The organism is Yersinia pekkanenii (genome assembly GCF_001152565.1).
Lineage (GTDB): Bacteria > Pseudomonadota > Gammaproteobacteria > Enterobacterales > Enterobacteriaceae > Yersinia > Yersinia pekkanenii.
In genome coordinates, this window is sequence record NZ_CQAZ01000014.1 from 72,704 (window position 1) to 98,912 (window position 26,209).

A 26,209-nucleotide genomic window follows, 5' to 3' on the forward strand; every position below is an offset into this window, starting at 1 on the left:
GCTCAGATCCGACTCAAACAATCAATCGCGATCGCCTTAAAACTATCAAAATGCTGGCTACTCAATAAACGACTCATGGATCGTTCACGCACAAAAGTGACAAACAAGTCATAGATTGCGATCGCTTCTTCATAATCAGTTTTACTGATAGCCAGCAGAAAGATGACATGCGCCACCTCGCCGTCGCCCCAGGCAATGCCTGCAGGGGCTAACAGAGTGACCACCACCGTTTTTTTGGCTAATAAGCCCAGTGAATGTGGCAGCGCAATCCCCTCACCCAGCATGGTGGATACAATCGCTTCCCGCTCCACCACTGATGGGTAAAAATCAGCGTCAACAAAGCCTTCATCCTCCAACTGGCTACAAACTTTTTTGAACAACTGCTCTTGTGTCATCGGCTGGTCGATAATCATAAAATGATGGCTATCAAAAAACTTTTCCAACATGTAAGGCCGGGTGCGATCAACCAATACCAACTTACCCAGTTGTTCTAACTGATACTCGGTCGGGAAGGGTGACATCACCACCACCGACTTGTTCTTTTCCGCCAATCGCGAGTTAGAAATAATAAAATCTTCGTCGATATGGTCGAGATTTTCGTAATCACGCAGGGAAATAGTTTGAGTCATTACGATCTGCGGATACTTACGGGAAATCTGTGCCTGAATCATCCGGGTGGTGGAATTACCGCTATCACACACCAGCATCACCTGCGGGTGGCGCTGATATCCAATATTATAATGGCGCTCCAACCCCACCCCAATGTGTAGTACCAAATAACCGATTTCATTTTCATTCAAACTATACGGCGTATGTTTACCCCAGTTGGATACTGCCGCTAGCGTCACGTCATAAGCCATCGGATAGTGCTGTTTAATATTTGATAACAAAGGGTTAGGAATGGTTATTTGATATTTCACCCGCGTAATCATGGTTTTGATATGCGTGAGTAGATCACTGCGCAGTTGCTTATCATTCTGTAAATTGTAGTTATAGTGAGCGTTGATATACGAGAGGATGTAGTCCACCAGCGTCTCTTCGTCATCGGCATTGATTTCACTGGGGCGGCTGGTGTTAAGTTGGCTGGTTTGTACCCGCCGGGCGGCAATATTTACCCGTAAATAGGCTTCTTCCGCCGCTGAAATATCTTTACCAGATAATAGCTTAAGCTCATTGGCTAAACGGCCAGAGGCCAGTTTGACCGCCTCATCCACATCTTCTGCATCAAAATCAGATAACGGATAACCATCGATGATCCGTTTGCACGCCACCGCACAATAAAAAATCAGGTATTGCTCACCGTCATCAGTTAACCGCACCGCGTATTGAGCCAATAGCTCATGCAGTAACCCGGTCAGTTCGGGGATAGTCTGAATGCTAAGAAATTCATTTTTTAATAATGGATTATCTGCATCTTGTAGCTGTAACTGGAACAAAAGATCCGTCAGACAAGTGCGGATGGCCAATTCGGTACCAAATAATTTCATGCCATAGCGTGGCTTGGTTTCAATGGTCAGATGGTAACCATTGAGCTTTTCTCTCACCTCAGCCATATCATTTTGCAATGTGCCACGGCTGACAAACCATTCATCTGCTAAATCTTCCAGCTTCAATGAAAAGGCAGAGGTCAGAAAACGGATTAACAGATAGTGCACCCGCTCATTGGCACTACGCGGGGTCAAATGTGTTTTGCGATTTTGCTGCTGTAAGGCACGAAAGCGATCAGCGTCATCTATCATCAAACGATAACCAAAACCGCGATTATGGATAAAATGCGCACCATAATGCTCGATGACCTCATTCAACGCCGTAATATCGGCCCGCACGGTGCGTGTCGAGACCGCAAAGCGTTTCGCCAGCTCATCTTGAGGCAGCGTTTCCGATTGCAGTGCATCGAACATATAGGCCAGACGTTGATAGGGAAATCTCACTACTCCACTCCGTTATTAAGGGCACTTGCTGGCTCCCCCACCGCCTTAGCCGTAGGGGGAGCGTTATCTCACATCACTTTTTCTGTGCCGACGGTACAAATACCATCTGCGATGGGCTGCCGACGGCGGTATAGCCCGGAACAAAGGTCAATTTGCCACTTTGTGGTGAGACGTTAAAGCGAGTGATGTTATCGCTGCGCTGATTCATGGCATACAGATAGTGACCTGTAGGATCCAGTACCAGCGTGCGTGGATAATCCCCGCGCGTCCATACCTCTTCCACTGGGGTAAACGCACCGTCGGCGGTCACGGCAAACTGAGCGATACTGTTATGCAGACGGTTGGCTACATACAAGAACTTACCATCTTTCGATAACGTCAGACCAGCCGCAAAGCTGGTACCACGGTAATCTGCCGGTAACGATGACTGCGTATCTAACTGCTTCAGCGTACCTTTCTGCGGATCCAATTGATAGCTGGTCAGGGTCGAGGCTTCTTCGTTGACCAAGAATAGCGTCTTACCGTTAGGATGGAACACAAAATGACGCGGGCCAGCACCGGCAGATGATGCGCTGATGTAGGGCGGAGAGTTCGGTGTCAATTTGCCACTGTCAGCATCAAAACGGTACTGATAAATCCTGTCCAGCCCCAGATCCGTCGAAAAGACGAATTTACCACTCGGGTCGCTGGCGACCATATGCGCATGCGGGCCATTATGGTCACTGATGGCGAAACTGCCGTCCACCGCCGCAGCCGGTTTAGCGGCTCCCGCGGGGCCTTCATCTTGCTCTACTGAGCTGGCGTCAGACAATTTTCCGCCACGTTGTACCGGGAATACTGCCACTGAACCACTGATATAGTTAGCAACCAGCAAATGGCTGCCGGATGGTGTCAATGACAGATAAACCGGCCCTGCGCCCTGAGAATCGACCTGATTAATCAGCGTCAAACTGCCATCGACCGGGTTGATGCTGTATGCCGCGATAGCGCCGTGCTTACCCCCATTGTAATCCGCCACTTCGCTGGCGACATATAAGGTTTTACCCTGACTATCCACTACCAGTTGTGCCGGGTTCGCCTGTGAGCTGACCAGCGTTTTTTCTGTCAACTCACCGGTTTTGGGATCAACCTGTAGCCGGTAAACCCCTTCACCGTTCGGATTATAAGTACCGACATAAGCGAAAGACTTATTGGTAGCTTGCTCAGCATGAGCCAGCGGGTTAAACAGTGTAACCATAGCCAGAGCAATGCCTGCCGACAGGCTTTTTAAACCAGAATCTGTTAAACAGTTATTCATGTTGGTCCTTACTCATAGGGAGGAGCTACCAGAAGGTATGTGTCCATCCAATCCAAACGGCCACACATACCCCCACCGATACTGAATTTCTATCTGATCAATAACTGAGTTTCTATCCGATCAATAAACGCCTTACTGTACGATTTTCTTCACGATAGCTAATAAGGTTTTCACATCTTCCGGGCGGGTATTACCGGTGTTGCTGTCGATAATCGAGCTATAGATATGCGGGATAATTTTCGTGACGCCAGCATCCAGCGCAATTTGCACAATGTGTTCGAAATTCGCCAAATCGATACCGCCGGTTGGCTCCAGCCAGAAACCGGTAGCTGCACAAGCCTCGGCAACAAAACGGTATTCATCGATAGAGTCCAGCCCGTTCATTGGGAAAAATTTCACCGAGCTGCCGCCCATATCTTTCAACATGGTGATGGCGGTGGTGACCGGAATAATCGCGTCTTTTTGCTGTGAACTGAGCGGACCGGTAGAAATCTTCACATAACCCACTTTGCCGGTCGGCGAAATCAGGCCGTTGACCACAGTCTCATGCTGCCCCAGCAGTGCACGGCTGATGCCGACACCGCTAAAGACCTGATTCACATGCTGCGGTTGAACCTGTTGTGAAATCTGGCTGACCATCGTCGACTGCTTCGGGTCACCCGCGCCCAGCCCAATCGACAAGGCATTGTCGATAAGTGCCGCGTACTCACGCATATCGTTGACAGCGCTGTCCACATCTGGGTAATTCTTCGATAAAACACCAACTAATACATGGCCTTCAGCGGCTTGATAAATCTCACGGGCATTGTCTTTTGAACCTGCCAGCACATTCAGGCAAACACGGTCATTATAATAATTCGGGGTCAGTTTCATGGCTCAAGCTCCCTTAACCAGGCGGTTAATACAGGAATAAATAGTATCGAGCTGCGGGGGGGTCACGCTGCGTACATCCACCTCAATCTTACCTTCGTTGGCTTTATAGGCGCGGAAATAAATAGCGATATCACCGTTCTTCAGCGCATCCACCAAATCCGGGGTCGAACGGCCAATTTTAGCTTCATCAAAACTGATTTCAGTGCGGGCAATGTCACGGCCTGCGGCATCCCAAACCACTTTAGCTGAGACACCATTAATAGTATTTAACTGGCTGATAAATGGTGTCATTTTGTCAATCATCTGCTGGCCGGTTTCTTTCTCCAGCGTCATATAGCTTTCAATGGCGCGGGTGAGGCCGAGAATGCCCTCTTTACCCACTTTCATCGCCCGACCAATGCCGCTTGATTGCAATTTCACCCACTCAACATAGGTTTTCTTACCTAAGACCAGCCCACTGGTTGGCCCTTCAATGGCTTTAGCACCACTGTAAATCACCAAATCAGCGCCCATTTGGTAGTAACACAACAGGTCTTCTTCCGCTGCCGCATCAACAATTAACGGTAATTGATACTTACGGGCAATGACTACCGCTTGTTCCACGGATAAAATGCTTTTTTGTACGCAGTGGTGTGATTTTATATACAAGATCGCCGCAGTGTTTGGCGTGATCGCTGCTTCCAACTGTTCCGGCAAGCACTCGTTGGCATAACCTGCTTCCACCACTTTACCGCCGCCCAGCGTCACCATGGTATCGACCGGCGCACCAAAGTTAACGTTGTGGCCTTTCGGCAAGACAATTTCATGGGGCACAATACGAGGTGCGGCATGCAGGTTAACCAGTAAATTGGCATCGTCTTTCACGATCACCGCCGCGACCGACTGGGCAATCCCAGCAGAGGCGCAGGACACAACCACCGCGCTTTCAACATTCAATAACCCGGCAATGTAAGCACCGGTCTTATTCACCAGATCTTTCATTTCAAAGTAATGGTTTAGACCCAGTTCTACCGCCACGACCACATCTGGCCGTGGCGTCGAAACGCCTAACATCGTCATACGACCAGATGCGTTAATAACATGTTTTAGCTGGTATTTTTCATAGACTGAAGACATCTTTTGACTTCCCTTCGTCAGTTAATACTACGTCACCCGCTACCACCGCAGCCAGTGGCACCAGATATTTCTCACCGGTTACCGATTTACCTTCTGAATCATTGAATACTTGAGGTTGCTGCTTCAACTCAAAAATCGTCAGGTCAGCATCATAGCCGGTTGCAAGCACCCCTTTATGGGCCAAACGCAGCGCCTGAGCGGCATTTTCTGTTACACAAGCAATGACTTGCTCAAGGCTCAGACCGAGGGTGAAAAATTTGGACATCACGGTCGCCAGGCTGTGCACTGGGCCGTTAATACGGTTGCGGCAATAAATATCGGAACTGATGGTGTGCGGGTAAATACCTTGCTTGATGGCCTGTTCGGCGACATCAAAGCTGAAGCTGGCGCTACCGTGGCCGACATCCAGTAAGACGCCGCGTTTCAATGCCCGTTGAATAGATTCACGCAAGGCACCGGCTGGCGTCAGAATACGATTAGGTTTACCGTTATAACAGTGGGTAATGATGTCACCCTGCGTCAGCAAATCGGCGATTTCATCCAGATCCGGTGGGTTATTACCAATATGCACCATCAGTGGTAATTGATTGTTTTCTTGCTGAATTTCTTTTGCCCGCACCAGCGGTTTAATGCCGTTTTTACCCACCACACTGCTGCTCATCCGAGCTTTAATGCCGATGATAAAACCGGGGTTACGGGCAATCGCCTCGCTAACACTTTGTTTATCAATCTGCGCCATATCCGCTAATTCGTTTTGCGTGACAATGCCGGTTTTGGCAATATTCAGAAAAGCATAAACATGGGTTTTAGCCGCGCGTGTCAGGCGGTAAAAATCATCCACATCATTGGCACCGGTACTGCCTGCATCCACCACCGTGGTAACGCCGCTGGCAACACCGACTAAATCAGCTTCATCATGATAAATAGGGGAGGCGGGATAACAGTGGACGTGGGAATCAATCCAACCGGCGCTGATATAATATTTCCCGGCCAAATCCAATACTTTTTTGGCGGAAGAAACGGAAGGCTTGGTTTGACTATTTTCTTCAGTGGCAATAACCGCGTCAACAGCCACTATTTTTCCATCATTAATTACGATATTAACCTGACGACCGTCAACTAATAGTGCGCGTGTGATAATAAAGTCATACATTATCTTTATTCTCCATTATGTCCTTCTTACTTGACGTTGCAGCCGTGTTAGCAAGGTAAATATCCGATAATTTGAATATTTACCCCTGACATCATGAAATTGCGACCGGGAAAATAGACCCTAAAATCATGGCACCCAAAATTGCGCCACCGGTAATAGGTTTATTCCACAGATAAAACAGTAATGCGCCGCCCAAAGAACCAATGCCAATGGGGATGGATGCAGTAATGGCGGACAAAATAATCAATGGCCCAAGGAAACGGCCAGATGCGTTACCTGCGCCCATCATGACATCAGCACCGTAAGTCGAATTACTTTGATTAATCGTGAATTTACGCGCCAAAATGATCAGATAACCGATGGCTAAGCCAATAACCAGCCCGGTCACCAGCGATGCGGCAAAATTAGCCACTGGGAACACAAACCCAGCGCCCAGTAATAATGCAGGCACACCTAAGCCGACACCGGTTTGAATCGCACCGCCGATATCTAAAATACCAACCAGTGAACCCTCAATAATACGGGCGAATAAGAAGCTGGCACCGAATGCGGCAACCGCACCATAAACACCGGTATCCATACCCGCACGCAACATTGAAACAAATGCCACTTCGTTAAATGCACCGATACCATATAAATAATACATATGGGTACCCGCAAATACGCCGGAAGATAACAATCCTACAAAGATTGGAAAGGACCAGTCGGCATACCAGAAATTATTCTTGGTTTGTTCATCCATCATCAAGCTCCTCTCGCTGTGTTATTTTCCGCTTAATGCGTTATGAATGGTATCGAGCCATACTGGTGCATTCAGACTGAATGACTCCAGGAACTTCAGATCGAATCCGCGGAAGAAACCACTGAGCACAAATAACAGCACAATGACGGTCATCATCACCTTGGTTACTTTATTCCAACCGCTTTCTTCAACACCTTTACCAATTAAGATGCCCAGCACCAGACCCGGTACCGCGTTACCCATAATTAATTGTGCCAGGCCGCCGAAAATAGTGGCCCAGAAACCAGAACGCCGCCCGGCATCAATCGCCGCCAGCCAGAAAATAACCGGCATTACGGTATTAACCAGAATATTAGCCGCCGGTACCAGCACCTTAATTGCCGTGACCTGTAATGCCGCCGGAACAGCAGAAGCCGTGGTATTGAGGAAGCTGACCACAATGACCCCGATAATCCCGCAGGCGATAGCCATCTTTTTCGGGTTATGCATGGTTTCTGCTACATTACGATTTTTAATCATCAATGCGGCAGCACCCCAGTTAGGGATAATGCGGTGGTCGACGTCCTGAGTAAAAGCACCTGCTGCCACCGAAGAGGCCCAGGCATTAAAGAAGAACCCTAACCCGAAGGAGAAATGCGAGGCAGGATCCCCCTCACACGAGTTCAACTCGCCCAAAGTACGAAACGCGCCCATTCCCTGTATGGTCGGCGCATGGAACATACGGGCGGCCCCAACACCTACCCCCACACCGACCAGTCCGCCGATAATAATCGACTTAAAAAGAATAATTAAAAACATCTACATATCCTTTCATTTTATTTAGAAACGAAGACAACCTTATCCGTGTCAATAATGGTGATATTCACGGTAATATCTAATTCAACACTGTAAGTCTTTCTTTCTCGCGACAGAAAAAAGAATAAGAACTTTTCATTTTTTACTGATAATTCCGCGCGTAATACTTTTACGTCTTGTGGTTCAATTCGTAACAGAATATTTTGTGTCGACTTCAATACCGTATTTTGGACATTACCCAGCGCATTGGCGAAAGCTTTACCCTTAGTATCGCCTTTACCTTTTACCTGCACCTGAGTGGTATATTGCTCTTTCATTACGGCTGACCATATTTCTTGATATAGGCTTCCACTAACCTCTGCCCTAACTCTTCTTTATCCATAAATCCGAAACCCAAAACCTTGTAACCTTCGTTTATTGCCGTTACACCTTCTTCAACAGAACGCATGCCGTATTTTGCTTTATAACCATACTTATTTTGTGCGGTAATGGCACCGGCACCACCGCTGCCACAGAATGAGATACCGAAATCGGCTTCTTCGCTATTCATCACATCACCCAGTTTCATGTCTGCGGCGACGCCGGGAATAACCACCACGCGGCCCCCGGCTAATTCAACGCCTTGCCCCACTTTCTGGCCTTTGCCTAAACGGTCGCCAATCACCACGGTAATTTGACTCATAGTCTCTTCTCCAGATTAGTCTTTTATGGGTTATTATCTTTTGCTACTTCAAAATGCACCGACAACAGATAAGCTTCTTCAATCGGCAAATTGGCAAATTTATCGACCACTTGCTGAGCCATTTGCATCGAATGTGCAGAAATCTCATCAAATAATGATTTATCCACTTCGGGTAATGGCTCGCCAGTGATTGAGCGCAACACCATCGCTCGAATATGTGATGTCAACATTTGCTGCTGAACGTCGTTAGTAAAAATGTTTTCGGCATTTAACATCGCGGTAATTTCAGCTAACACCCGCTCAGTAATGATAATCGCCTCTTCCATTTCAGGATCCTTGGCTGCATTCAATGCGGCTACATTATTCACTCTGACAATCCTCTATTCTTTGCTGCTACAACTTTCTGACTGCAAAGATAAGTTCCGTTATTTATTCCCTTGCCTCTGCGCTATAACCTCACCCTACCTGCAAGCGGAATGGGTGTGTAGCGGCATTTTTTCCAGTTCAAAGTGGAAAAATCATGTACCGGCGGGATCACATTCGCAAAACGCACAGTTACATATCTAACTTAATCATTAACAACAAAATAACTTTTATATAAATGCACGCTGAAAGCCTGCAGCGGAAAAAAGTTCGTGATCTGGATCTCTTTCTTTTCTTGCCGGAAGCGCCTAATATCAGCTAATAATTTAGCTATTTTCGAACACCCCCTCTCCTATGGCGTGGGGGTGTTGTTTTTATGTTTTGCTGAAATTGAATTGGAGAGTGGTATGACCAAGCCAACCATCACGATTAACGAGCTGGATGCTGAACGTTTGGATGCGTTACTGGCGCAACCGGCATTTGCCGGTTCGGTGGTCGCACAAGCGCTCAATGAAGAACTTGATCGGGCTGAAATCCTGCCACCTAGTGCCATTCCGGCAGATGTGGTGACCATGAACAGCCGCGTGCGTTTTCGCGATCTGAACAGCCTGGAAGAGCATATTCGTACGCTGGTTTATCCGGCGTCGCTGAAAGACAGCAACGAACAACTTTCCGTGATGGCACCTTTGGGTGCGGCATTGCTGGGGTTGCACGTCAATGACGAAATTAGTTGGAAGCTACCAGGTGGGGATGAAACCCGAATTACTGTGCTGGAATTACTTTATCAGCCAGAAGCTGCCGGTGAGTATCACCGCTAATTGATGTCATGAGGGTAACGACCTAAAGCCATTACCCTCTTTCCCCGATCAGCGGTACTTTTTGTGATAAGTATCGCGCGTCGGTTTGAAGTCTTGTGCCGCTTTTTTAGCCTCATCTAGCTTGCCTTGATCGGCCAATGCCAGTGCGCCATCAATCTGCCCAATCAATAAGTCCAAACCGTGGCGGAAATCTTTCACTTCGGGACTATCTTCAGCTTTGTCTTTCAACTTGGTCGGAATCCCTTTCTGTGCATCTTGTGCAGCCACCCGCATCGCCTGTAAACCTTGCTTAATCACATCGGTAGAGTCGGCCTTCAGCACTTTGCCGTAATTCTCGGCAATCGTATCCATGTTATCTGCCACACTGGCCGCCATCGCCAGGCTGCTGGCACACAGCAATGCCGCGGCCATCAAGCTCATTATTTTCTTATTCATGCTCACATTCCTTATAATTATTGTTAAATCACGGCACATTACTATTACATTGCTCATACATAACATAGGCAATGCAGGAGCAATCTGACAATGATTTTTTGTAATCAGTTAAGAAATGGGATGGGGGTGGGATTCAGACCAAAAAAAGCTGGCAACAGAGGCCAGCTTTAGATTTACAGCAACAATCTATTACTCGCCCGCAATCTTCATGGCTGGTAATAAAATAGAGCCGCACTGAATGTTACTGCGGGTTTCGATATCACTGCCGACACTCACGATATTGCGCAGCATGTCTTTCAGATTACCGGCGATAGTTATCTCACTGACCGGATACTGAATCTCGCCGTTTTCAACCCAAAAACCAGCCGCACCACGAGAGTAATCACCGGTCACCGTGCTAACGCCCTGCCCCATCAGCTCCGTCACCACCAAACCTTTGTCCAGTTGCTTGAGCATACCGGCAAAATCCTGCCCCTGACCGGCAATGTGCCAGTTATGGATGCCGCCCGCATGACCGGTGCTTTGCAGCCCCAATTTACGCGCAGAATAGCTGGTCAGCAGATAGGTTTGCAGCACCCCATCCTTGACGATTTCACGTTGCAGCGTACGCACGCCTTCGCTGTCAAACGGTGTCGAAGCCAAACCGCGCAGTATGTGTGGATGCTCCTCAATCGTCAGCCACTCAGGCAAAATCTGCTTACCGAGGTGGTCGAGCAAGAAGGTCGATTTGCGGTAAATATTGCCGCCGCTGATAGCCGAAACCAAATGGCCAAACAGACCGGTCGCCACTTCAGCGGCAAACAGCACGGGCGACTGCATAGTGGGCAGCTTACGGGGGGACAGACGGGATAAGGTACGACGGGCGCACTCTTCACCAACCCATTCTGGGCTGGCCAAATCTTCCATCCGTCGGCCTATGGTATAAGCATAATCCCGCTCCATATCACCATTATGTTCAGCGATAACACTGCTGGAAAGCGAATGGCGGCTGGAGCAATAGCTCTGTAACATGCCGTGGCTGTTGCCAAATACCTTGATGCCGTAATGGCTGTTAAAACTACCACCTTCGGTATTGGTAATCCGCTTATCCGCCTGCAATGCCGCTTGTTCCGCGCGGGCAGCCAACAAGATACCTTGCTCGGCATCTAAATCGCCCGGATGGAACAAATCCAGATCCGGCGCATCAAAGGCCAGCAGCGATTTGTCTGCTGGACCGGCATAAGGGTCCGGAGAGGTATAACGGGCGATATCCAGCGCGGCCTGCACCGTACGGGCGACAGCATCTGGATTTAAATCGGTGGTGGACGCACTGCCTTTGCGCTGCTGGTGATAAACGGTAATTCCCAGCGCACCATCGCTGTTGAATTCCACGTTTTCCACTTCACCAAAGCGAGTGCTGATGCTAATTCCGGTGGTTTTGCTTACGGCAACTTCGGCCGCATCAGAACCGGCACGGGCTAACTCTAAAGCCTGTGCAACTGCTTGTTCCAGCGTTTTACGCTGTTCTGCAACTTGAGTGACTACTTTCATCAGTCTGCCATAATTAATGAGATAATCGTTCAGGAAAGTGTCGTAATACGACGACTTACACGGATAAAATAGAGAATGTCCTGATTCTGAGTTTATCAGAGATCTTGGTACAATTTCGCAGAAAGCCAACAACCTGCTAGGATTAGCCTCTTTTTAAGGAATTTGACCATGAACAAACAGCCCGAAGACTGGCTAGATGAAGTCCCAGAAGATAAAAACGAAGATGACGATGAAATTATCTGGGTCAGTAAAAGTGAAATTAAACGTGATGCCGAAGCACTGAAAGACCTGGGCACCGAACTGGTTGAGCTGGGTAAAAATGCGCTGGAGAAGATCCCACTAGATGAAGATCTGCTGGCTGCCATTGAATTGGCGAAGAAAATCAAGAAAGAAGGCCGCCGCCGCCAAATCCAGTTAATTGGTAAAATGCTGCGCGCCCGTGATGTAGAACCTATCCAAACCGCATTGGATAAACTGAAAAATCGCCATAACCAACAAATCTCGCTATTCCACAAACTGGAAACATTACGCGACCGTTTGGTTGAAGAAGGTGATGATGTCATTCCAACGGTGCTGGAATTGTACCCTGATGCTGATCTTCAGCAACTGCGTAGTCTGGTGCGTAATGCCCAGAAAGAGAAAGCCGCTAACAAACCGCCAAAATCATTCCGCCAGATCTTCCAGTATCTGCGTGAACTGGCCGAGAAAAAATAGTAATCGGGCGGGGCCGGGTCAGACTCGGCTCCCGACTCAACAAGGTGCTCATTCAAACTATATTGAAGCGTAAGCTCCCCGCCAGCTCCTCCTCCGCCTCTTCAAACAACAATACAATGGCCCCAAAACGGCGTTTCCGGCGATGATTGAAATGAATAAATTCAATCTCTACCGGTAATGCTATTCCGCCAGTGACCACATCCCACAATGCATCCAGATTGGCACCAAAATCTTCGCCCAGCGCAAAACGTTGGGAAAATGCGCGATAAAATGCGGGAAGATCCGGTATATGGTCAAAATCAAATACCACTTTTACCATCTTCTCACTCCATTCGAATGAAATGCTTGTAGTGATCCTGAGTCAGATAAATCAGGCCATCATTGGAGAACAGTAAACGATCGCTACCGCGATGCCCGCAACGATAATTAACATCAGCTTCGCGCCAGTTACGGCCTTTCACTTCAGGTAATTGGCGCTCACGGTTCGAAAAACGATCGCCACCAATCGCTTTACCCGGCAATACCTTACACAGATTGCCCTCTTTTGGATCCCAGCCCTTCGCTCGCGCCTGCTGCTTGGTAATATAAAAATCCGGCAGGCGATGATGCAGTTGCAGGTATTTTACCACCTGCTGGTGCTGCGTTAATTGTTCGATAGCGGCAGGGGCTGATAATGGTGAGCGCTCAAGATCTGCCGATTGACCGATATCACGCGCAGTGACACCGCCAATACCTTGCAACGCCGCCACAATCAGCAACAGTCCCGCGCCCAGAATGGCCATAAGTCGTTTATTCATGGTTCTCCTTAACCCCCTGGCTCCCAATAACGGTTGTGCTGCTCATCGTGATAATCTACATCCCACGGTTTCAACCAAATTAGTGTATTAATTTGATTTATAAATTGCCCAGATGCAACGTTTTGACTTCCATAAACTCGTCCAACCCCAGCACTGAGCCTTCACGGCCAAGACCCGATTCTTTAACACCACCGAATGGTGCCAGCTCGGTAGACACTGAACATTCATTCACACCAATCATACCGCTTTCCAGCGCATCTGAAACCCGGAATACTCGTCGCAGATCCTGCGTATAGAAATAAGCCGCCAGCCCGAATGGCGTGTTATTGGCCCGTTTAATCACTTCTTCTTCCGTTTTGAAACGGAAACAGGCAGCCAGTGGGCCAAAGGTCTCTTCAGAGGCCACTTTCATCTGCTCGTTGGCATCAGCAATCACGGTTGGCTGGAAGAAATTGCCCCCCAGTTCATGGCGGCTGCCCCCCGCCAACAATCGACCGCCCTTCTCAAGTGCGTCTTTGACGTGATCTTCCACTTTCTCCAAGCCTGCAATATTAATCAGCGGCCCCATATTGACGTTTTTATCCATTCCATTGCCGACTTTCAGTTTTTTAACTTCTGCGGCCAAACGGCTGACAAACTCGTCATATACGCCATCTTGTATATAGAAGCGATTGACGCACACACATACCTGCCCGGCATTGCGGAATTTACAGGCCATGGCACCGGCCACCGCCGCATTCAGATCTGCATCATCAAACACGATATAGGGTGCATTGCCCCCCAGTTCCATTGAGACTTTCTTCATGGTGGCGGCTGCATTGCGCATCAGCGTTTTACCAACCGCTGTCGAACCGGTAAAGGAGATTTTACGCACCTCGGAACTGGCCATAATGGCATCACTGATAGCATGAGTGTCACCAGCGACCCCGTTGAGCACTCCCGCAGGCACACCGGCTTGTTCGGCCAGCGCCAGCAAGGCAAAAGCAGATAACGGCGTGTTGTTAGCCGGTTTAATCAGCCCGGTACAACCGGCAGCCAATGCTGGCCCCAATTTACGGGTAAGCATCGCCAGCGGGAAATTCCACGGCGTGATAGCGGCAACGACGCCAACAGGTTCGCGAGTCGCAAAAATACGAGCGCCCTCTTTGGCTGGCGGAATGATTTCACCGTTAGCACGTTTGGCCTGCTCACTAAACCATTGAATAAAGCTGGCGGCATAAGCAACCTCGCCTAACGCTTCATTCAATGGTTTACCTTGCTCGGAAACCATTATCTCAGCCAATGATTGCTGATGTTCCATTATCAGCAAATACCAGCGCTGTAGAATTTCAGCCCGTTGTTTGGCTGGAGTTTTACGCCAGACGGGAAAGGCCGCACTGGCCGCCTTTATCGCGGCTTCAGTTTCTTTTTTACCGGATTTAGCCACTTTTGCCACCAACTCGCCGGTAGCAGGATTACGCACCTCGAAAGTGTCTGGTGCCTGATGCCATTTGCCCCCGACAAAATAGCCAATATGGTATACGCCATCGCTGTGTCGTTGCGGTTGTAATGGATTGCGTAATAGGTTGTGTGCTGACATCTTTCGACCTCCTGAGGGAAATGATGCCCTCGTCAATGGAGGGCGAGGAAGGTTGCTTCACTATTAAGTATATACCCAAAGAACTTGGAGTTGCAGGTAGGCAGCCAGTGAGCGCGTCCCGATGAGCTGACTCAGGTCAGTGATTCGGGTAAGTGAGCGCCGCTAACAACCCTGTGGTTTCAAGGACGAAGAGTATCGCTAGATAAGCGCACTCTGATAACGATGCAACATATCAGCCAGCCGTTTTACCGGACGGATAACAGAATCAGGCGAGTGATAAGCCACTAATTTCTGCTGATATTGATCCAACTCCTGTAATAACCGGGCAAAGTAATAGCGCCGCTTCTGATCGTTCTTCGCATTAATAACCCGATCGGCGGTATAGCGAATTTGCTTATGGAAAGCACTCAATTCAGCATTAACCGGGATCTCCGTGTTATTGAGCCGCTGCTGGGCGATGATCAATGTCAACGCCAGGCGATATTTATCGATATCACCGGGGAACATCATCAATAACTGATTCAATTGCTGATATAACGCCGGTAAATGGTTTTCGCTGCGCCTGGCTTTGTTAGTGGTCAGCGCTGATACCGCACTGTAAACAAAGCGGTTTAATAAGGTTCTGCCGGTTCTGTCCTTGGCATTATCGCGGATCAACATCAAAACGATCAAGGACACGAAGCAACCAACAATCTGGCCCAGTGCACCGTCGAGAAACATACTGACGTTAAATTCCATCGGGTTACTCAGCACCATAATATTGATGGTACTGGCCAGTGTCCCCAGCGAACCCAGACGCCGCTTTTGTACTTCGATACCAATAATAAATGCCAATAATCCCAGACTGATACACAGCAGCAGCATACTTTGCTGAGTGGCAGGGATGATAAACATAAAGTAGAGCGCACCGATGGGCAGCGCCATAATCACCCCAAGTAAAAAGTCGATCGCCACCATGCGAGGGTTGGGGGTACGCATTGCCAGTGAAGTCACTACCGCAATCATTACCATACAGCCCGCACCTGAAGTCCAGCCGGTCCATAACCAAAACAGGCCACCGATAGCCGTAGCAACACCGGTACGCAAGCCATTGATCATCGCATGATGGCCTTCGGCTGAAACATGCCTGACGGGCATATCACCGCCCAGAATACCCTCTTCCACCCGGCTGATACTGCTGTTGGTGTGGATCCCTTTTGACAGTAATAAATAGCGAGTCGCTGCCCCCACCCAACTACTGATGGTTAGGGGAACCCCCTCGCTATGGCTGGCACCAATGAACTGACGCAGCTTTTTCATCTGCTGATGAATTTCAACTGGGGTATCTGCCGGTTCACTCAGCATCGCTTTCAACTTGGCAGTGAGTAAATCGGGGTGATTGGTCAAGACCAGATAGGTTTCACATGCCTGAGTGATCAGCGCCAGTGACTCGGTATGCAATACCTGCAAGCGACGATCACAACGCTGCCAGCGGGAAGATTCCATCATCAGATAGCTGCGCATCCCATTCAATGCGGTGGTGTTTTTAACCAGATCATTCCAGGCGCGATCGATATCGGTTTTTTCCGCTGGGCGAATACACAGTTGCAATAGCCTGTATTGATCAACCAGCACTTTATCGACCAGGCGATCAATATCCTGTTTGATCGATCGCGGGGAGAACAGCAGATCTGCCATCACCGCGCAGACGATCCCCAACACAATCTCGCTACAGCGTTCAACAGCAAACTGCGGCGTCAGTAATGGCGTTTCGCCGGTAGTGACAATGATAATCAGCGCAGTGTAACCTGCCAGACCAAAGGCGTAAGAATTTTCGACCCGAACTAATGATGAAATCCAGGTACACACCCCAGCCCACAGGCAACAAAGCATCAGCGTTAATACCGGCGCTCTGATAGTCAGAACAATAATGACCAAGCCACCAATACAGCCGATAAATGTTCCGATAATGCGCAACCAGCCACGGTGGCGAATAGCACCCGAGAAAGGCTCACCACCGGCAGCAAAAGCCGGGCCTGCGGCCACTATCGCCGCCGTCAATACCGACCAGCGCGGGGTTTCCAATTGCAAATGAAAGCCGAGAAACAGCGCCGCCACAATGGCAAAACTCAGCTTAAAGGCGAAGCGCAGGCGGATAAAGGTCGGGCTGGTCATCTTAGCCAAACTCGCGTAGGCGATGCATCAGCTTAACCATCGGCGATGCCTGATTTGGGTCGCGATCGGTGGCACCCGTGATAACCACAGTGGCAGTGGTACCTGCCGGATAGGGATGTTGCTGATCGTCACTATCCAAGCGAATCTTCACCGGTACCCGTTGCGCCAAGCGTACCCATTCCAGATTGTTATCAATCGTCGCCAGCCCTTTGCTATCTGCACTGCTGCTGCTGTTGGTCACGCCCGCAGAGATGCTGTCGACGGTGCCATGCAGAATACGGTTGCTACCTAACGGGGTAATTTCCGCCCGGTACCCCGGTTTAACACCTTCCAATTTGGTTTCTTCCAGATAGGCCAATATATAGAAAGTGTCTTTTTTCACTAATGCGACAGCAGTAGCCCCTCGATTAATAAACTCCCCAGCATGGACATTCAGGTTGGTAATCCAACCTTCAGCCGGTGCTCGTACTGTGGTTCGTTCTAGATCAAGTTTAGCCAAATCACGTACTGCAATGGCTTTTGCCAACTGATGTCTCACGGTTTGCAATACGTTGTTGGCCTGGTCAATTTCTTCTTGTGACATGGCCTGGATCCCCAAACGTTGCCGTCTACCAGACTCCCGTTGTTTCTCGGCGGCCAGTGTTTGGTAATAAGCCACATCGGCCTCGGCTTCAGCCAATGCCTGTTGGTAACGCGGTTGATCAATCACAAATAAGATCTGGCCTTTCTGCACCAGTTGGTTGTCTTTAACCGGGACATCAGTGATCAGGCCACTGACATCGGGTGCAATAGCGACCACATCAGCGGTAAATTTGGCATCACGGGTCCATGGCGATTCGGTATAAAAGGCCCATACCTTAAAAATAGCGATAACAGCCAGTAAAACCACCAATAAGGTGATGCCGATGCGGATTATTTTTAATACAAAAGTACTCACGGCGACCTCAGGAAGAAAGACGGGAAATCAAGTAAAAAAGGCAGCAATACAGCGCAGTATTAAAGAGTGCCGGATGCCAGACAAACTCATAAATACCGGTAGGTTGCAGCACACGACGCAAGACAAAGAAAAGTGCCAGCGAGAGAAGCAGCTCAAGAAATATCGGCGGAAAAGATAGGCCGAAAATAACCATCACCGGAAGCAAACTCATTCTTTAAACCCTTTCTATTATTAGGTCCCGGCAGATAGACCTGAGTAAATAATAAGACATTATGATGAAACACGCCCAACCACAGCTAAAAGCACCCGACATCGCGCCATCTTATAAGGTAAACTTAATTAACTGCAACTTGGACGAGGTGAAACAACACTGCGGCTACGTGACTTTCAAACTTCGACTATCCTCCCGACAACAGTATATTAGCCTGCTTATTATCAACTTATCTACAAGGTGTAATCTAAATCACTTTTAAGCCAGAGTTAACAATCGATGCAATGCCAACAATCAATGCAATGCCAACAATAGACGCAAAGTACACAAACCACCCAGGGTGAACCATGGAAAGACTAAAACGGATGTCAGTATTTGCCAAAGTGGTTGAGTGCGGATCTTTTACGGGGGCCGCACAGCAGTTGGAAATGAGTGTCTCCTCAATCAGCCAAACCGTATCAAAACTGGAAACAGAGCTAAATGTTAAGCTGCTTAACCGCAGTACTCGCCGTATTGGCCTGACAGAAGTGGGGCGGATTTATTATCAGGGCTGCCGGCGCATGCTCCAGGAAGTACAAGAAGTTCATGAGCAACTGTATGCCTTTAACAACACGCCGACCGGCACACTGCGCATCGGCTGCTCATCCACGATGGCACAAAATGTACTGGCAACAATGACGGCAGAGATGCTGAAAGAGTACCCCGGGTTGTCCGTTAATTTAGTCACCGGCATTCCGGCACCGGATCTGATTACCGATGGTTTGGACGTGGTAATTCGTGTCGGGGCTTTACAAGATTCAGGACTGTTTTCCCGCCGCCTCGGTTCAATGCCGATGGTCGTCTGTGCGGCCAAAAGCTATTTATCGCAGCACGGCACACCGGAAAAACCCAGTGATATGACCAACTTTTCTTGGCTGGAATACAGCGTACGGCCAGACAGCAACTTTGAGTTAATCGCACCAGAGGGCATTACTACGCAGATATCGCCCCAGGGGCGCTTTGTCACCAATGACTCGCAAACCATGATCCGTTGGCTCAAAGCAGGCGCAGGCATCGCCTATGCACCATTAATGTGGGTAATAGAAGAAATTAAACGTGGTGAGGTAGAAGTTCTTTTCAAAAAATATCATTCTGACCCGCGTCCGGTATATGCGTTATATACCGAGAAAGACAAAATGCCGCTCAAAGTTCAAGTCTGTATCGATTATTTAACTGAGTATTTTAAACGAGTTACCGAAGTCTATCAGGGCTACCGATAGCACCTGTTTAGAGAGGTTATCAATATAATCATTAATGAGGACACGGGCATTAATCCTATAGTAAGTAAGAAATATCCTATTAATAAAAACCCCATCAATTGTTGAATTATAAATACATGTTTTTTATCCTACAACTTGACCTAAAACATCGTAATCGTTCCAATTTATGGAATAGCCTGTGATATATATAATCATATATATTACAGGCTACATATCGCGCATTTAATCTCAACCAAGTGGTGCATATGTTTATATCAAAAAATTTGCTGGTATTTATTGCTACGGTTCAGGAAGGTTCGCTAACTAATGCGGCCGCAAAATTATTCTCAACTGCTCCGCCGATGAGCAGGAGTATAAAAATATTAGAGGATGAACTGGGTTTCAAATTATTTGCTCGCACGACCACAGGGTTAAAACTAACAGATCGTGGCAAAGAATTTTATAAGGACATTTACCCATCTTTTATGTGTTTAACCGAACTAAGCACCAACTATAAGAAAGAAAAAAGCGGCACAATTAATATTGGCACACATCAATTGAAATCGGAGTACGCAGGTTTTCTGTGTGACTATTTTTTAGATTCCGGTAATTGTAACATCGAGTTAAAATAGAATGTTTTAGATTTAAATCAGTCAGATATAATATTAAGCACCAAGAAAATTAAAGACTGTAATTTTGATGTGGAATTAACGGCAAATTGTCGGGCTATTTTACTATATGCTTCATATATAAACGAATTAAAAAATACATCAGAGTACTTAAAGCAACTGCCATTACTGCAAAGTACCATATTTTCCTCTTCATGTTATTTTAAAAATTTTTTAAATCACATGAAAGAACAAGGTTATAGAGGAAACATATTACACATTGATGACCCAAGAATCAGACATGATTTAATAAAAAAAGGAGCGGGGATATCCCTGACTACAGAGGGATTGAACGCCAGAAAAAAACGTTACAACTCATCCAGCATAAGTTGCGATATAAATGTAAATTTTGACATCAATTATTACATTTATTTTAAAAGTGCCGTCATCAGTAAAGAGTTTTTCATTAAGCATGTGAAAGAGAACTCGTCATTGATATGGCGAGAGGTAACAAGCCGTCACTAGTTTAATTTAACGCCCCAATAGAGACCTCAAACACGGCTGTATTGAGTTCTTTCATTCCCTAAAGATATAGAGGTAAGTTATGTCAGATAAAATAAACAATACCACTTCAATTAACGTGAAAAAAAATCATGCGGAGCAACGTGCGCAGCAATTGCGTAATGATCCGGTTGTCAATAGGATATCTAAACTAGGAGTAAACAGCATTCCAGAAAGATCATCTGAATATGTAAATACGACATCAATCCAATCCATGTTTTCTCCTGCACGTTATTTGTGCGAATTATATAATGTCGCCAAAGAGTTACACCAGGAAAGTGCACCACTGCATATTGATAACCGCCGTCCAGATCTGAAAGATTTGTTATTGAACCAAACGAATATGGAACAAGAAGTCTCCACCCTGGATATTTTGCTGGAAACATTGAAGAAAGGGGTCAAGTTACCAGAGTGGTCGGTTCCGACGGCCACATCTGTCGACGATTCATTCACCCTGCCTTATGACGATAATCTCACTATCATTAATGCAGTGCTAGAGAGCAAAGCAACCAGTTTGCGTAATATTGCTGCTGTGCTGGCTGATAGCCCTGATATGCAGGCCGTGGGACTGACCCCAGCGTTGGTACAAGAACAATTGGGATTAAACCCAGCCAGTTATGAACTGGTGAAAACCGAGCTGGCACAAGAGGCCAGCCGTCAACGTTTGGCTCATGCGACTAAACTCACGGTTGAACAGCTCAATACGTTAGTTTCCAGTATTAAAGGTCGCGGTGTAAACGAAGAACAAATTCTGGCAGTACTATCTGAGTATGTACGGCTTAATCGACAATATGGTCTGTCTGCTGATAAGTTTACCATCATGGTCGGCAAACAAGAGGCTACTGCGGGTGATCAGAAAGAGCCTCGCATGGAGACTATCTCATCTCTATTTGGCCTGAGTACCGCACAAGCGGAAATGTTGCTCACCTTATGCGGAAAACCTGGAGCCTTGCAGGGTATTGCTCAAGGGAATGCACCGCATGTTCTGACTATCATCAGCCTGTTTGAAAATATCCTGCAATGGATGAGCGAGCAGAAACTGGATCTGACCACATTACAGGCCATGCTCACTGACAAATACAGTGTAACCGCTACACCGGAGCTGTTTAATTTCCTGTCCAATATCTATCACTCAATGGATAAGCAAGCAGCTCCCGAGTTATTAACCCAAAATCTGTGCCGCAGTCTGGCTGCAGGTTTCCATTTGAAAACAGAAGTGGTTGCTGGTTTGGTCAGTTGGCTGGAAAGTAATGATAGTAAATTTACTGCCCAAAAATTCAATCATGCGGTTATTGAGGTCTTTAGCAATAACCCAACACTAGAAAAGCTAGAACATCATCCGCAGCTAGTCAGCCAATGCCAAAAACTCAGTCAGTACGTACTGATTGTTAAATGGGCAAAACTGACTCAACAGGATATTGAATTATTACTGCAACCGAAGTCGATCGATGGCAGTGATAAACTATTGTACCCGAGTTTGTCATTATTACGCTTGTTGACTGAGTTTAAAGCCTGGCAACAGCAGGTAACAGTGCCGGTATCTGAGGCATTGCGTTACTTCTCATTATTCAGCTCTCACACTGATGTGGATAAGTTGGAAGAAGAAAAGAAAGAGTTACAAAAGCAATTAGCTGAAGAAAATAACAAACTTAAACCTATCGATGATCAACGGAAAGAAATATCAAATAATATTGAATCATCAAATAAATCATTACATGACTTGAATGTAGAAATAAAAAATATAGAGTCATCCATCTCAGAAAAAAAAGATTTAATTAAAAAAATAAACATCTTAACTAGTGATGAAGTTAATGATCTCTTCGGAACCGGTGCTTTTGGTAATAATGAAGTGAACAAGAGAAAAAAAGAAGAACACCTAAAAGAATATAATATTTTAACATCAGACCTGGAGGTTAAAAACAAGAAAAAACAGAGTGAAACATTCAGAATACAACTGTTAAATGACTCCTTGCATTTAATTAACTCCGATAAAACTCTGGAAGACAAAAAGATAGAATCATTTAGAGAAAAAATAAATAATAACAATAAAATAATTAACGAAATTCTTTCTTCAGAAGACAGGATGCTTGTTATTATTCACGGCTGGGATAATAACCAAATGGACGAGATGATTAAAACCGTCTTAAATGACCAATATCCAGTGAATTTTATGGCTGTCAACAAACTTTGTAAACATATCAATATGGCTAATAAACTTAAGGTAGTCACCAAAGATTTAGTTAATTTAAAATCTTTAGTATTAGAAGATAGTCTAAAGGACTCAAAAACAGTTATTGAAAATATAGCCAAAAGTTTAGCTTCTGGTTTTTAATACCTTAATTTAAATCTATAAACTTTACAGGATATAATATTATGTCTAATGCTATCGTATTGAAAAAAATCAGTGAATCACGCCGTGATGCATTGGTTAATTATGCCATTGCCGAAAATAAATTTGATGAAAAAATAAAAACTGCTGACGAATTGTACCAACACTTACTGCTGGATACCAAAATCAGCAACGAAGTAAAAACCACTAAAGTGGCGGAAGCCATCAGCAGCCTGCAACTCTATATTGAACGCTGTGTTGACGGAGCCGAACCTGACGCCGCTGCTGATAAAGTTGCCAAGCATTTCAGCACCGATAACTTCCTGGATAACTGGAGTATTTACAACAAACGTTACTCTCGTTGGGCCGGTAAAGAAAAGCTGAAATACTATGCCGCCGATTATATTGACCCCACCTTACGTTATAATAAAACAGAACTGTTTACTGAGTTTGAACAAAGTATTAATCAGGCTAAGCTGACTGAAAATGCAGTGACAAAAGCGATGCAAAAATATCTGATTAGCTATGAAAAACTAGCACGGTTGGATACCATCAGCCACCTTGTCGTACCTGAAAAAAATACACACTTCTTTATTGGGCGCACTAAAGAAATACCCTATCAGTATTTTTGGCGCAGTTGTGCAGAAGATAAAACTTTAAGTGAAAATCAATTCACTTGGTCAGAATGGAAGAAAGTTAATAGTAATATCGATGGATTAAAAAAAGATCACATTACCGTTTTCTGGCAAAGAAATAGATTGCATGTCTTATGGGAATCCAGTGAAATTAGAAAAACAAAAGATAACAAAGAAATAACCATCAATTATGTTAACTTTTGTTATAAAAATGATGATGACAATTGGATAAACTATGATAAATATGAAGTAGAAAATGACATTACTAAATTTAATATTAATAAATTAAACAAAATAGATGAAAATTATACTGACGGGTTAGGTTCTCATTTTGAAATAGAAACAATAGAGAACCCAACAGGATTAACCGCAAAAGGAGATTTGACATTAATTTATAATAACGCTGAGACTCTACTGTCTCAATCAAGGACGTTTAGATCAACATCAATAAGTGCAGAACATATCACCATCACCCATATAAATATTTATTTTGAAAATGGTTCAGTAGAAACAATTGAAAATAAAATAATAAAAATAACCATACTGAATAAAAAAGAAAAACCCACACATATTTCCTTCAATTGGAAAACAACTGCAGGGCATAGTAACCCTGATGGCTCAAATATTATTATTACTGACAAACCAACGAAACTGGAGGTAGGCGATCCTATTAATTTAATCAGTAGCTTACAAGTCAGCATCGACAAACTTTTTGATTACAACGTACAAGATAAGTTCGTTACTCTGGGAGCCTTTAATCAGTCCTATGGCATTTATCTGTGGGAACTGTTTTTCCATATCCCATTGTTAGCATCTGCCCGTTTCCTTACCGAACAACGTTTTGATGAAGCTGAGCGCTGGTTGAAATTCCTGTTTAATAGCGCCGGTTACCGCGATGCTAAAGGTAAATTACAACAAGAAGGTGATAAAACCCGCCATTGGAATATATTGCCACTACAAAAAGATACTGACTGGGACAGCGCTACTATGCTGGCGACCAATGATCCTGACGTTATTGCCATGAAAGATCCGATGCAATATAAGTTAGCGGTCTTTATGCGCACACTGGATGTATTAATTACCCGTGGTGATCAAGCTTATCGTCAATTGGAACACGACACACTGGTCGATGCCAAAATGTATTACGTGCAGGCCAGCCAATTATTAGGGCCACGCCCTGAAATTACGGTCGCACATGACTGGAAAGATCTGAGTTTACAAGATAACGCGAAGTCCATCGCCGACGACAAATCAGACGGCAACTTCTTGCCACCCTACAACGAAGTACTGCTTGCCTACTGGGATAAGCTCGATATTCGTCTGTATAACTTGCGCCACAATCTCAGCCTGGACGGTCAGTTGCAGCATTTGCCACCGTTTGCGACGCCAGTTGATCCTAAAGAGTTACAACGCGAGCATGGTGTCGGTGATGGTATCAGCACTTCTCTCACACTGCTGGCCGCGGCCACCAGTCTATACCGTTTCCCATTGCTGTTAGAGCGCGCCAAAGGGGCGGTCAGCTCAGTGATGCAATTTGGTAATGCATTGCAAAACGCCTTGGAAAAGCAAGATAACGAAGCCCTGACTCTATTGCTACAAAAGCAGCAGCAATGGGTATTGAAACAAACCTTCGACATCCAAAACACGAATATAGAGATCCTGCGCAGTAGCCGTACCGCCACCAAAGTGATGCAAAGCAGCGCTGAAGAACGCTGGGATTACTATAAGAAATTAATTAAAGAGGGGATTTCCAGCGATGAGCAGAAAGTTTTAATTTCCCGTACTGCTGCACATCTTCTGAATATGAGCTCGATAGTACCAACCACTCTCGGAGCAGCACTCGATCTGGCACCCAATATCTTTGGACTCGCCGATGGTGGCTCTCGTTGGGGAGCGGTTGCACAAGCCACTGGCTACTCCATGCAACTGACCTCCTATGCCACCGATCAGGGTGCAAACATCATCGATATCAGGGCCAACCATGCACGCCGTGAGCAAGAATGGCAGTTACAGCAAACCTTGGCAGAGAAAGACGTAGCACAGTTACAAGAGCAGCTCACTGGCCTGGATCTGCAGATTTCAATGGCAGAAAAGCAGCGCAATCTGGCTGAAATGGAGCAATCCCACTCACTGGCGATTTACCAGATGCAAACCACCCGCTTTAGCGGTAAAGAGCTGTACAACTGGATGGTTGGCCGCCTGTCTGGCTTGTATTACCAACTGTTCGATGCCGCTCAACCACTGTGCCTGATGGCAAAAAGCGCGCTGGAACGTGATATCGACAAAAATAAAACACAGCATCTGTTCACTCGCTCAGGTTGGAATGATCTGTATCAGGGGCTGCTGGCCGGTGAAGATCTGATGCTAAATCTGCAAAAGCTGGAAAATATCTGGCTGATTGAAGATGAACGCGCATTAGAAGTGGATCGTACCGTCTCTCTGGCTGAAGTTTATCGTCGTGCTACCCCGGGTAGCTTTGATTTATCCAAGGCGATTGCTGATGCTGTAGATGCCAAAGAGGATACCAGTGGTGGCATGGTTAGCATCAAAGAGGGCATCTTAACCGCCACACTCAACATCAATGACCTGGCATTAGATAAAGACTATCCAGCAGCCATGCAATTAGGCAGCAAACGCCGTATCAAACAGATCAGCGTTACAGACTTATGACGCTAATGCCGTTCCAGCTAATGGCCTGAACTATGAAACCA

At 46.3% G+C, this 26,209-nt stretch carries 23 protein-coding genes and 1 pseudogene; 6 read left to right on the forward strand and 18 right to left on the reverse strand.

The window, feature by feature from the left end:
* Positions 1-2: 2 nt before the first annotated feature.
* The 10 genes from AEP37_RS09215 to AEP37_RS09260 form a co-directional block, all read right to left on the reverse strand.
* A complete protein-coding gene (locus AEP37_RS09215; RefSeq protein ID WP_156168560.1) occupies positions 3-1,931 on the reverse strand; it encodes a BglG family transcription antiterminator in 1,929 nt (642 codons plus the stop codon).
* Positions 1,932-2,004: 73 nt separating this feature from the next.
* Entirely contained in the window at positions 2,005-3,228 is a 1,224-nt protein-coding gene (locus AEP37_RS09220; protein ID WP_049612598.1) for a lactonase family protein, read from the reverse strand.
* A 132-nt stretch (positions 3,229-3,360) separates the two neighbouring features.
* The gene (gene dagF / locus AEP37_RS09225; protein WP_049612599.1) at positions 3,361-4,101 is read right to left on the reverse strand and encodes a 2-dehydro-3-deoxy-phosphogluconate aldolase; all 741 of its coding nucleotides are present in this window, start codon (positions 4,099-4,101) and stop codon (positions 3,361-3,363) included.
* A gap of 3 nt (positions 4,102-4,104) precedes the next feature.
* Positions 4,105-5,217 (reverse strand): DgaE family pyridoxal phosphate-dependent ammonia lyase, encoded by a 1,113-nt coding sequence (locus tag AEP37_RS09230; RefSeq protein ID WP_049612601.1) that lies wholly within the window; start codon positions 5,215-5,217, stop codon positions 4,105-4,107.
* Positions 5,201-6,370, reverse strand: a complete 1,170-nt coding sequence (locus AEP37_RS09235; RefSeq protein WP_049612603.1) for an amidohydrolase/deacetylase family metallohydrolase — start codon at positions 6,368-6,370, stop codon at positions 5,201-5,203. The genes AEP37_RS09230 and AEP37_RS09235 overlap by 17 nt, the downstream gene beginning before the upstream one ends.
* Before the next feature lie 91 nt (positions 6,371-6,461).
* A complete protein-coding gene (locus AEP37_RS09240) occupies positions 6,462-7,112 on the reverse strand; it encodes a DUF4310 family protein (protein ID WP_049612605.1) in 651 nt (216 codons plus the stop codon).
* A 21-nt stretch (positions 7,113-7,133) separates the two neighbouring features.
* Positions 7,134-7,910 (reverse strand): DUF4311 domain-containing protein, encoded by a 777-nt coding sequence (locus AEP37_RS09245; RefSeq protein WP_049612606.1) that lies wholly within the window; start codon positions 7,908-7,910, stop codon positions 7,134-7,136.
* Between the two features lie 17 nt (positions 7,911-7,927).
* Positions 7,928-8,224: a DUF4312 family protein gene (locus AEP37_RS09250; protein ID WP_049612608.1), complete on the reverse strand. Its 297-nt coding sequence runs from the start codon at positions 8,222-8,224 to the stop codon at positions 7,928-7,930.
* The gene (locus AEP37_RS09255; protein WP_049612611.1) at positions 8,224-8,589 is read right to left on the reverse strand and encodes a glycine-rich SFCGS family protein; all 366 of its coding nucleotides are present in this window, start codon (positions 8,587-8,589) and stop codon (positions 8,224-8,226) included. The genes AEP37_RS09250 and AEP37_RS09255 overlap by 1 nt, the downstream gene beginning before the upstream one ends.
* A 23-nt stretch (positions 8,590-8,612) precedes the next feature.
* Positions 8,613-8,957, reverse strand: coding sequence for a PRD domain-containing protein (locus AEP37_RS09260; protein WP_049612613.1), 345 nt, complete (start codon positions 8,955-8,957; stop codon positions 8,613-8,615).
* A gap of 402 nt (positions 8,958-9,359) precedes the next feature.
* Between AEP37_RS09260 and rnk the strand changes: the two genes are divergently transcribed.
* The gene (rnk, locus tag AEP37_RS09265) at positions 9,360-9,770 is read left to right on the forward strand and encodes a nucleoside diphosphate kinase regulator (RefSeq protein WP_049612658.1); all 411 of its coding nucleotides are present in this window, start codon (positions 9,360-9,362) and stop codon (positions 9,768-9,770) included.
* 48 nt (positions 9,771-9,818) lie between these two features.
* Here the strand turns inward: rnk and cybC are convergent, their stop codons facing one another.
* Together cybC and pmbA are read right to left on the reverse strand one after the other, a co-directional pair.
* Positions 9,819-10,205, reverse strand: a complete 387-nt coding sequence (cybC, locus tag AEP37_RS09270) for a cytochrome b562 (protein ID WP_049557221.1) — start codon at positions 10,203-10,205, stop codon at positions 9,819-9,821.
* A gap of 189 nt (positions 10,206-10,394) precedes the next feature.
* Positions 10,395-11,735: a metalloprotease PmbA gene (gene pmbA, locus AEP37_RS09275; RefSeq protein ID WP_049612616.1), complete on the reverse strand. Its 1,341-nt coding sequence runs from the start codon at positions 11,733-11,735 to the stop codon at positions 10,395-10,397.
* Between the two features lie 168 nt (positions 11,736-11,903).
* Between pmbA and yjgA the strand changes: the two genes are divergently transcribed.
* Entirely contained in the window at positions 11,904-12,449 is a 546-nt protein-coding gene (gene yjgA, locus AEP37_RS09280; RefSeq protein ID WP_049612618.1) for a ribosome biogenesis factor YjgA, read from the forward strand.
* 52 nt (positions 12,450-12,501) lie between these two features.
* Here the strand turns inward: yjgA and AEP37_RS09285 are convergent, their stop codons facing one another.
* The 6 genes from AEP37_RS09285 to aaeX all read right to left on the reverse strand — a co-directional run bounded on the left by AEP37_RS09285 (position 12,502) and on the right by aaeX (position 18,127).
* Positions 12,502-12,768: a barstar family protein gene (locus AEP37_RS09285; RefSeq protein WP_049612619.1), complete on the reverse strand. Its 267-nt coding sequence runs from the start codon at positions 12,766-12,768 to the stop codon at positions 12,502-12,504.
* Positions 12,769-12,772: 4 nt separating this feature from the next.
* Complete coding sequence (locus AEP37_RS09290) at positions 12,773-13,246, reverse strand: ribonuclease (RefSeq protein WP_049612621.1); 474 nt, start codon at positions 13,244-13,246, stop codon at positions 12,773-12,775.
* A 97-nt stretch (positions 13,247-13,343) separates the two neighbouring features.
* Positions 13,344-14,825, reverse strand: a complete 1,482-nt coding sequence (locus tag AEP37_RS09295) for an NAD-dependent succinate-semialdehyde dehydrogenase (protein ID WP_049612623.1) — start codon at positions 14,823-14,825, stop codon at positions 13,344-13,346.
* 198 nt (positions 14,826-15,023) lie between these two features.
* Complete coding sequence (gene aaeB, locus AEP37_RS09300; RefSeq protein WP_049612625.1) at positions 15,024-16,979, reverse strand: p-hydroxybenzoic acid efflux pump subunit AaeB; 1,956 nt, start codon at positions 16,977-16,979, stop codon at positions 15,024-15,026.
* Between the two features lies 1 nt (position 16,980).
* On the reverse strand, positions 16,981-17,916 hold the full coding sequence (gene aaeA, locus AEP37_RS09305; protein WP_049612627.1) for a p-hydroxybenzoic acid efflux pump subunit AaeA: 936 nt from the start codon (positions 17,914-17,916) through the stop codon (positions 16,981-16,983).
* A gap of 7 nt (positions 17,917-17,923) precedes the next feature.
* Positions 17,924-18,127 carry a p-hydroxybenzoic acid efflux pump operon protein AaeX gene (gene aaeX / locus AEP37_RS24240; protein WP_053101952.1) on the reverse strand — a complete coding sequence of 68 codons (204 nt, stop codon included), beginning with the start codon at positions 18,125-18,127 and terminating at the stop codon, positions 17,924-17,926.
* Positions 18,128-18,474: 347 nt separating this feature from the next.
* On the opposite strand from aaeX, the gene aaeR reads away from it, so the two are divergent.
* The 4 genes and pseudogenes from aaeR to AEP37_RS24245 all read left to right on the forward strand — a co-directional run bounded on the left by aaeR (position 18,475) and on the right by AEP37_RS24245 (position 26,168).
* Positions 18,475-19,386 (forward strand): HTH-type transcriptional activator AaeR, encoded by a 912-nt coding sequence (gene aaeR / locus AEP37_RS09315; protein ID WP_049612631.1) that lies wholly within the window; start codon positions 18,475-18,477, stop codon positions 19,384-19,386.
* Between the two features lie 245 nt (positions 19,387-19,631).
* A pseudogene (locus AEP37_RS09320) lies at positions 19,632-20,498 on the forward strand (LysR family transcriptional regulator).
* Between the two features lie 79 nt (positions 20,499-20,577).
* Positions 20,578-22,866, forward strand: a complete 2,289-nt coding sequence (locus AEP37_RS09325; RefSeq protein WP_050691926.1) for a Tc toxin subunit A — start codon at positions 20,578-20,580, stop codon at positions 22,864-22,866.
* Positions 22,867-22,907: 41 nt separating this feature from the next.
* The gene (locus AEP37_RS24245; protein ID WP_050691927.1) at positions 22,908-26,168 is read left to right on the forward strand and encodes a neuraminidase-like domain-containing protein; all 3,261 of its coding nucleotides are present in this window, start codon (positions 22,908-22,910) and stop codon (positions 26,166-26,168) included.
* Positions 26,169-26,209 lie beyond the last annotated feature (41 nt).

What these genes read in the sequence shown, in the direction of transcription:
- AEP37_RS09220 (WP_049612598.1), bottom strand. Translation starts at nt 3,228, where the DNA reads ATGAATAACTGTTTAACAGATTCTGGTTTAAAAAGCCTGTCGGCAGGC.
- dagF (WP_049612599.1), bottom strand. Translation starts at nt 4,101, where the DNA reads ATGAAACTGACCCCGAATTATTATAATGACCGTGTTTGCCTGAATGTG.
- AEP37_RS09230 (WP_049612601.1), bottom strand. Translation starts at nt 5,217, where the DNA reads ATGTCTTCAGTCTATGAAAAATACCAGCTAAAACATGTTATTAACGCA.
- AEP37_RS09235 (WP_049612603.1), bottom strand. Translation starts at nt 6,370, where the DNA reads ATGTATGACTTTATTATCACACGCGCACTATTAGTTGACGGTCGTCAG.
- AEP37_RS09240 (WP_049612605.1), bottom strand. Translation starts at nt 7,112, where the DNA reads ATGGATGAACAAACCAAGAATAATTTCTGGTATGCCGACTGGTCCTTT.
- AEP37_RS09245 (WP_049612606.1), bottom strand. Translation starts at nt 7,910, where the DNA reads ATGTTTTTAATTATTCTTTTTAAGTCGATTATTATCGGCGGACTGGTC.
- AEP37_RS09250 (WP_049612608.1), bottom strand. Translation starts at nt 8,224, where the DNA reads ATGAAAGAGCAATATACCACTCAGGTGCAGGTAAAAGGTAAAGGCGAT.
- AEP37_RS09255 (WP_049612611.1), bottom strand. Translation starts at nt 8,589, where the DNA reads ATGAGTCAAATTACCGTGGTGATTGGCGACCGTTTAGGCAAAGGCCAG.
- rnk (WP_049612658.1), top strand. Translation starts at nt 9,360, where the DNA reads ATGACCAAGCCAACCATCACGATTAACGAGCTGGATGCTGAACGTTTG.
- cybC (WP_049557221.1), bottom strand. Translation starts at nt 10,205, where the DNA reads ATGAATAAGAAAATAATGAGCTTGATGGCCGCGGCATTGCTGTGTGCC.
- pmbA (WP_049612616.1), bottom strand. Translation starts at nt 11,735, where the DNA reads ATGAAAGTAGTCACTCAAGTTGCAGAACAGCGTAAAACGCTGGAACAA.
- yjgA (WP_049612618.1), top strand. Translation starts at nt 11,904, where the DNA reads ATGAACAAACAGCCCGAAGACTGGCTAGATGAAGTCCCAGAAGATAAA.
- AEP37_RS09285 (WP_049612619.1), bottom strand. Translation starts at nt 12,768, where the DNA reads ATGGTAAAAGTGGTATTTGATTTTGACCATATACCGGATCTTCCCGCA.
- AEP37_RS09290 (WP_049612621.1), bottom strand. Translation starts at nt 13,246, where the DNA reads ATGAATAAACGACTTATGGCCATTCTGGGCGCGGGACTGTTGCTGATT.
- AEP37_RS09295 (WP_049612623.1), bottom strand. Translation starts at nt 14,825, where the DNA reads ATGTCAGCACACAACCTATTACGCAATCCATTACAACCGCAACGACAC.
- aaeB (WP_049612625.1), bottom strand. Translation starts at nt 16,979, where the DNA reads ATGACCAGCCCGACCTTTATCCGCCTGCGCTTCGCCTTTAAGCTGAGT.
- aaeX (WP_053101952.1), bottom strand. Translation starts at nt 18,127, where the DNA reads ATGAGTTTGCTTCCGGTGATGGTTATTTTCGGCCTATCTTTTCCGCCG.
- aaeR (WP_049612631.1), top strand. Translation starts at nt 18,475, where the DNA reads ATGGAAAGACTAAAACGGATGTCAGTATTTGCCAAAGTGGTTGAGTGC.
- AEP37_RS09325 (WP_050691926.1), top strand. Translation starts at nt 20,578, where the DNA reads ATGTCAGATAAAATAAACAATACCACTTCAATTAACGTGAAAAAAAAT.
- AEP37_RS24245 (WP_050691927.1), top strand. Translation starts at nt 22,908, where the DNA reads ATGTCTAATGCTATCGTATTGAAAAAAATCAGTGAATCACGCCGTGAT.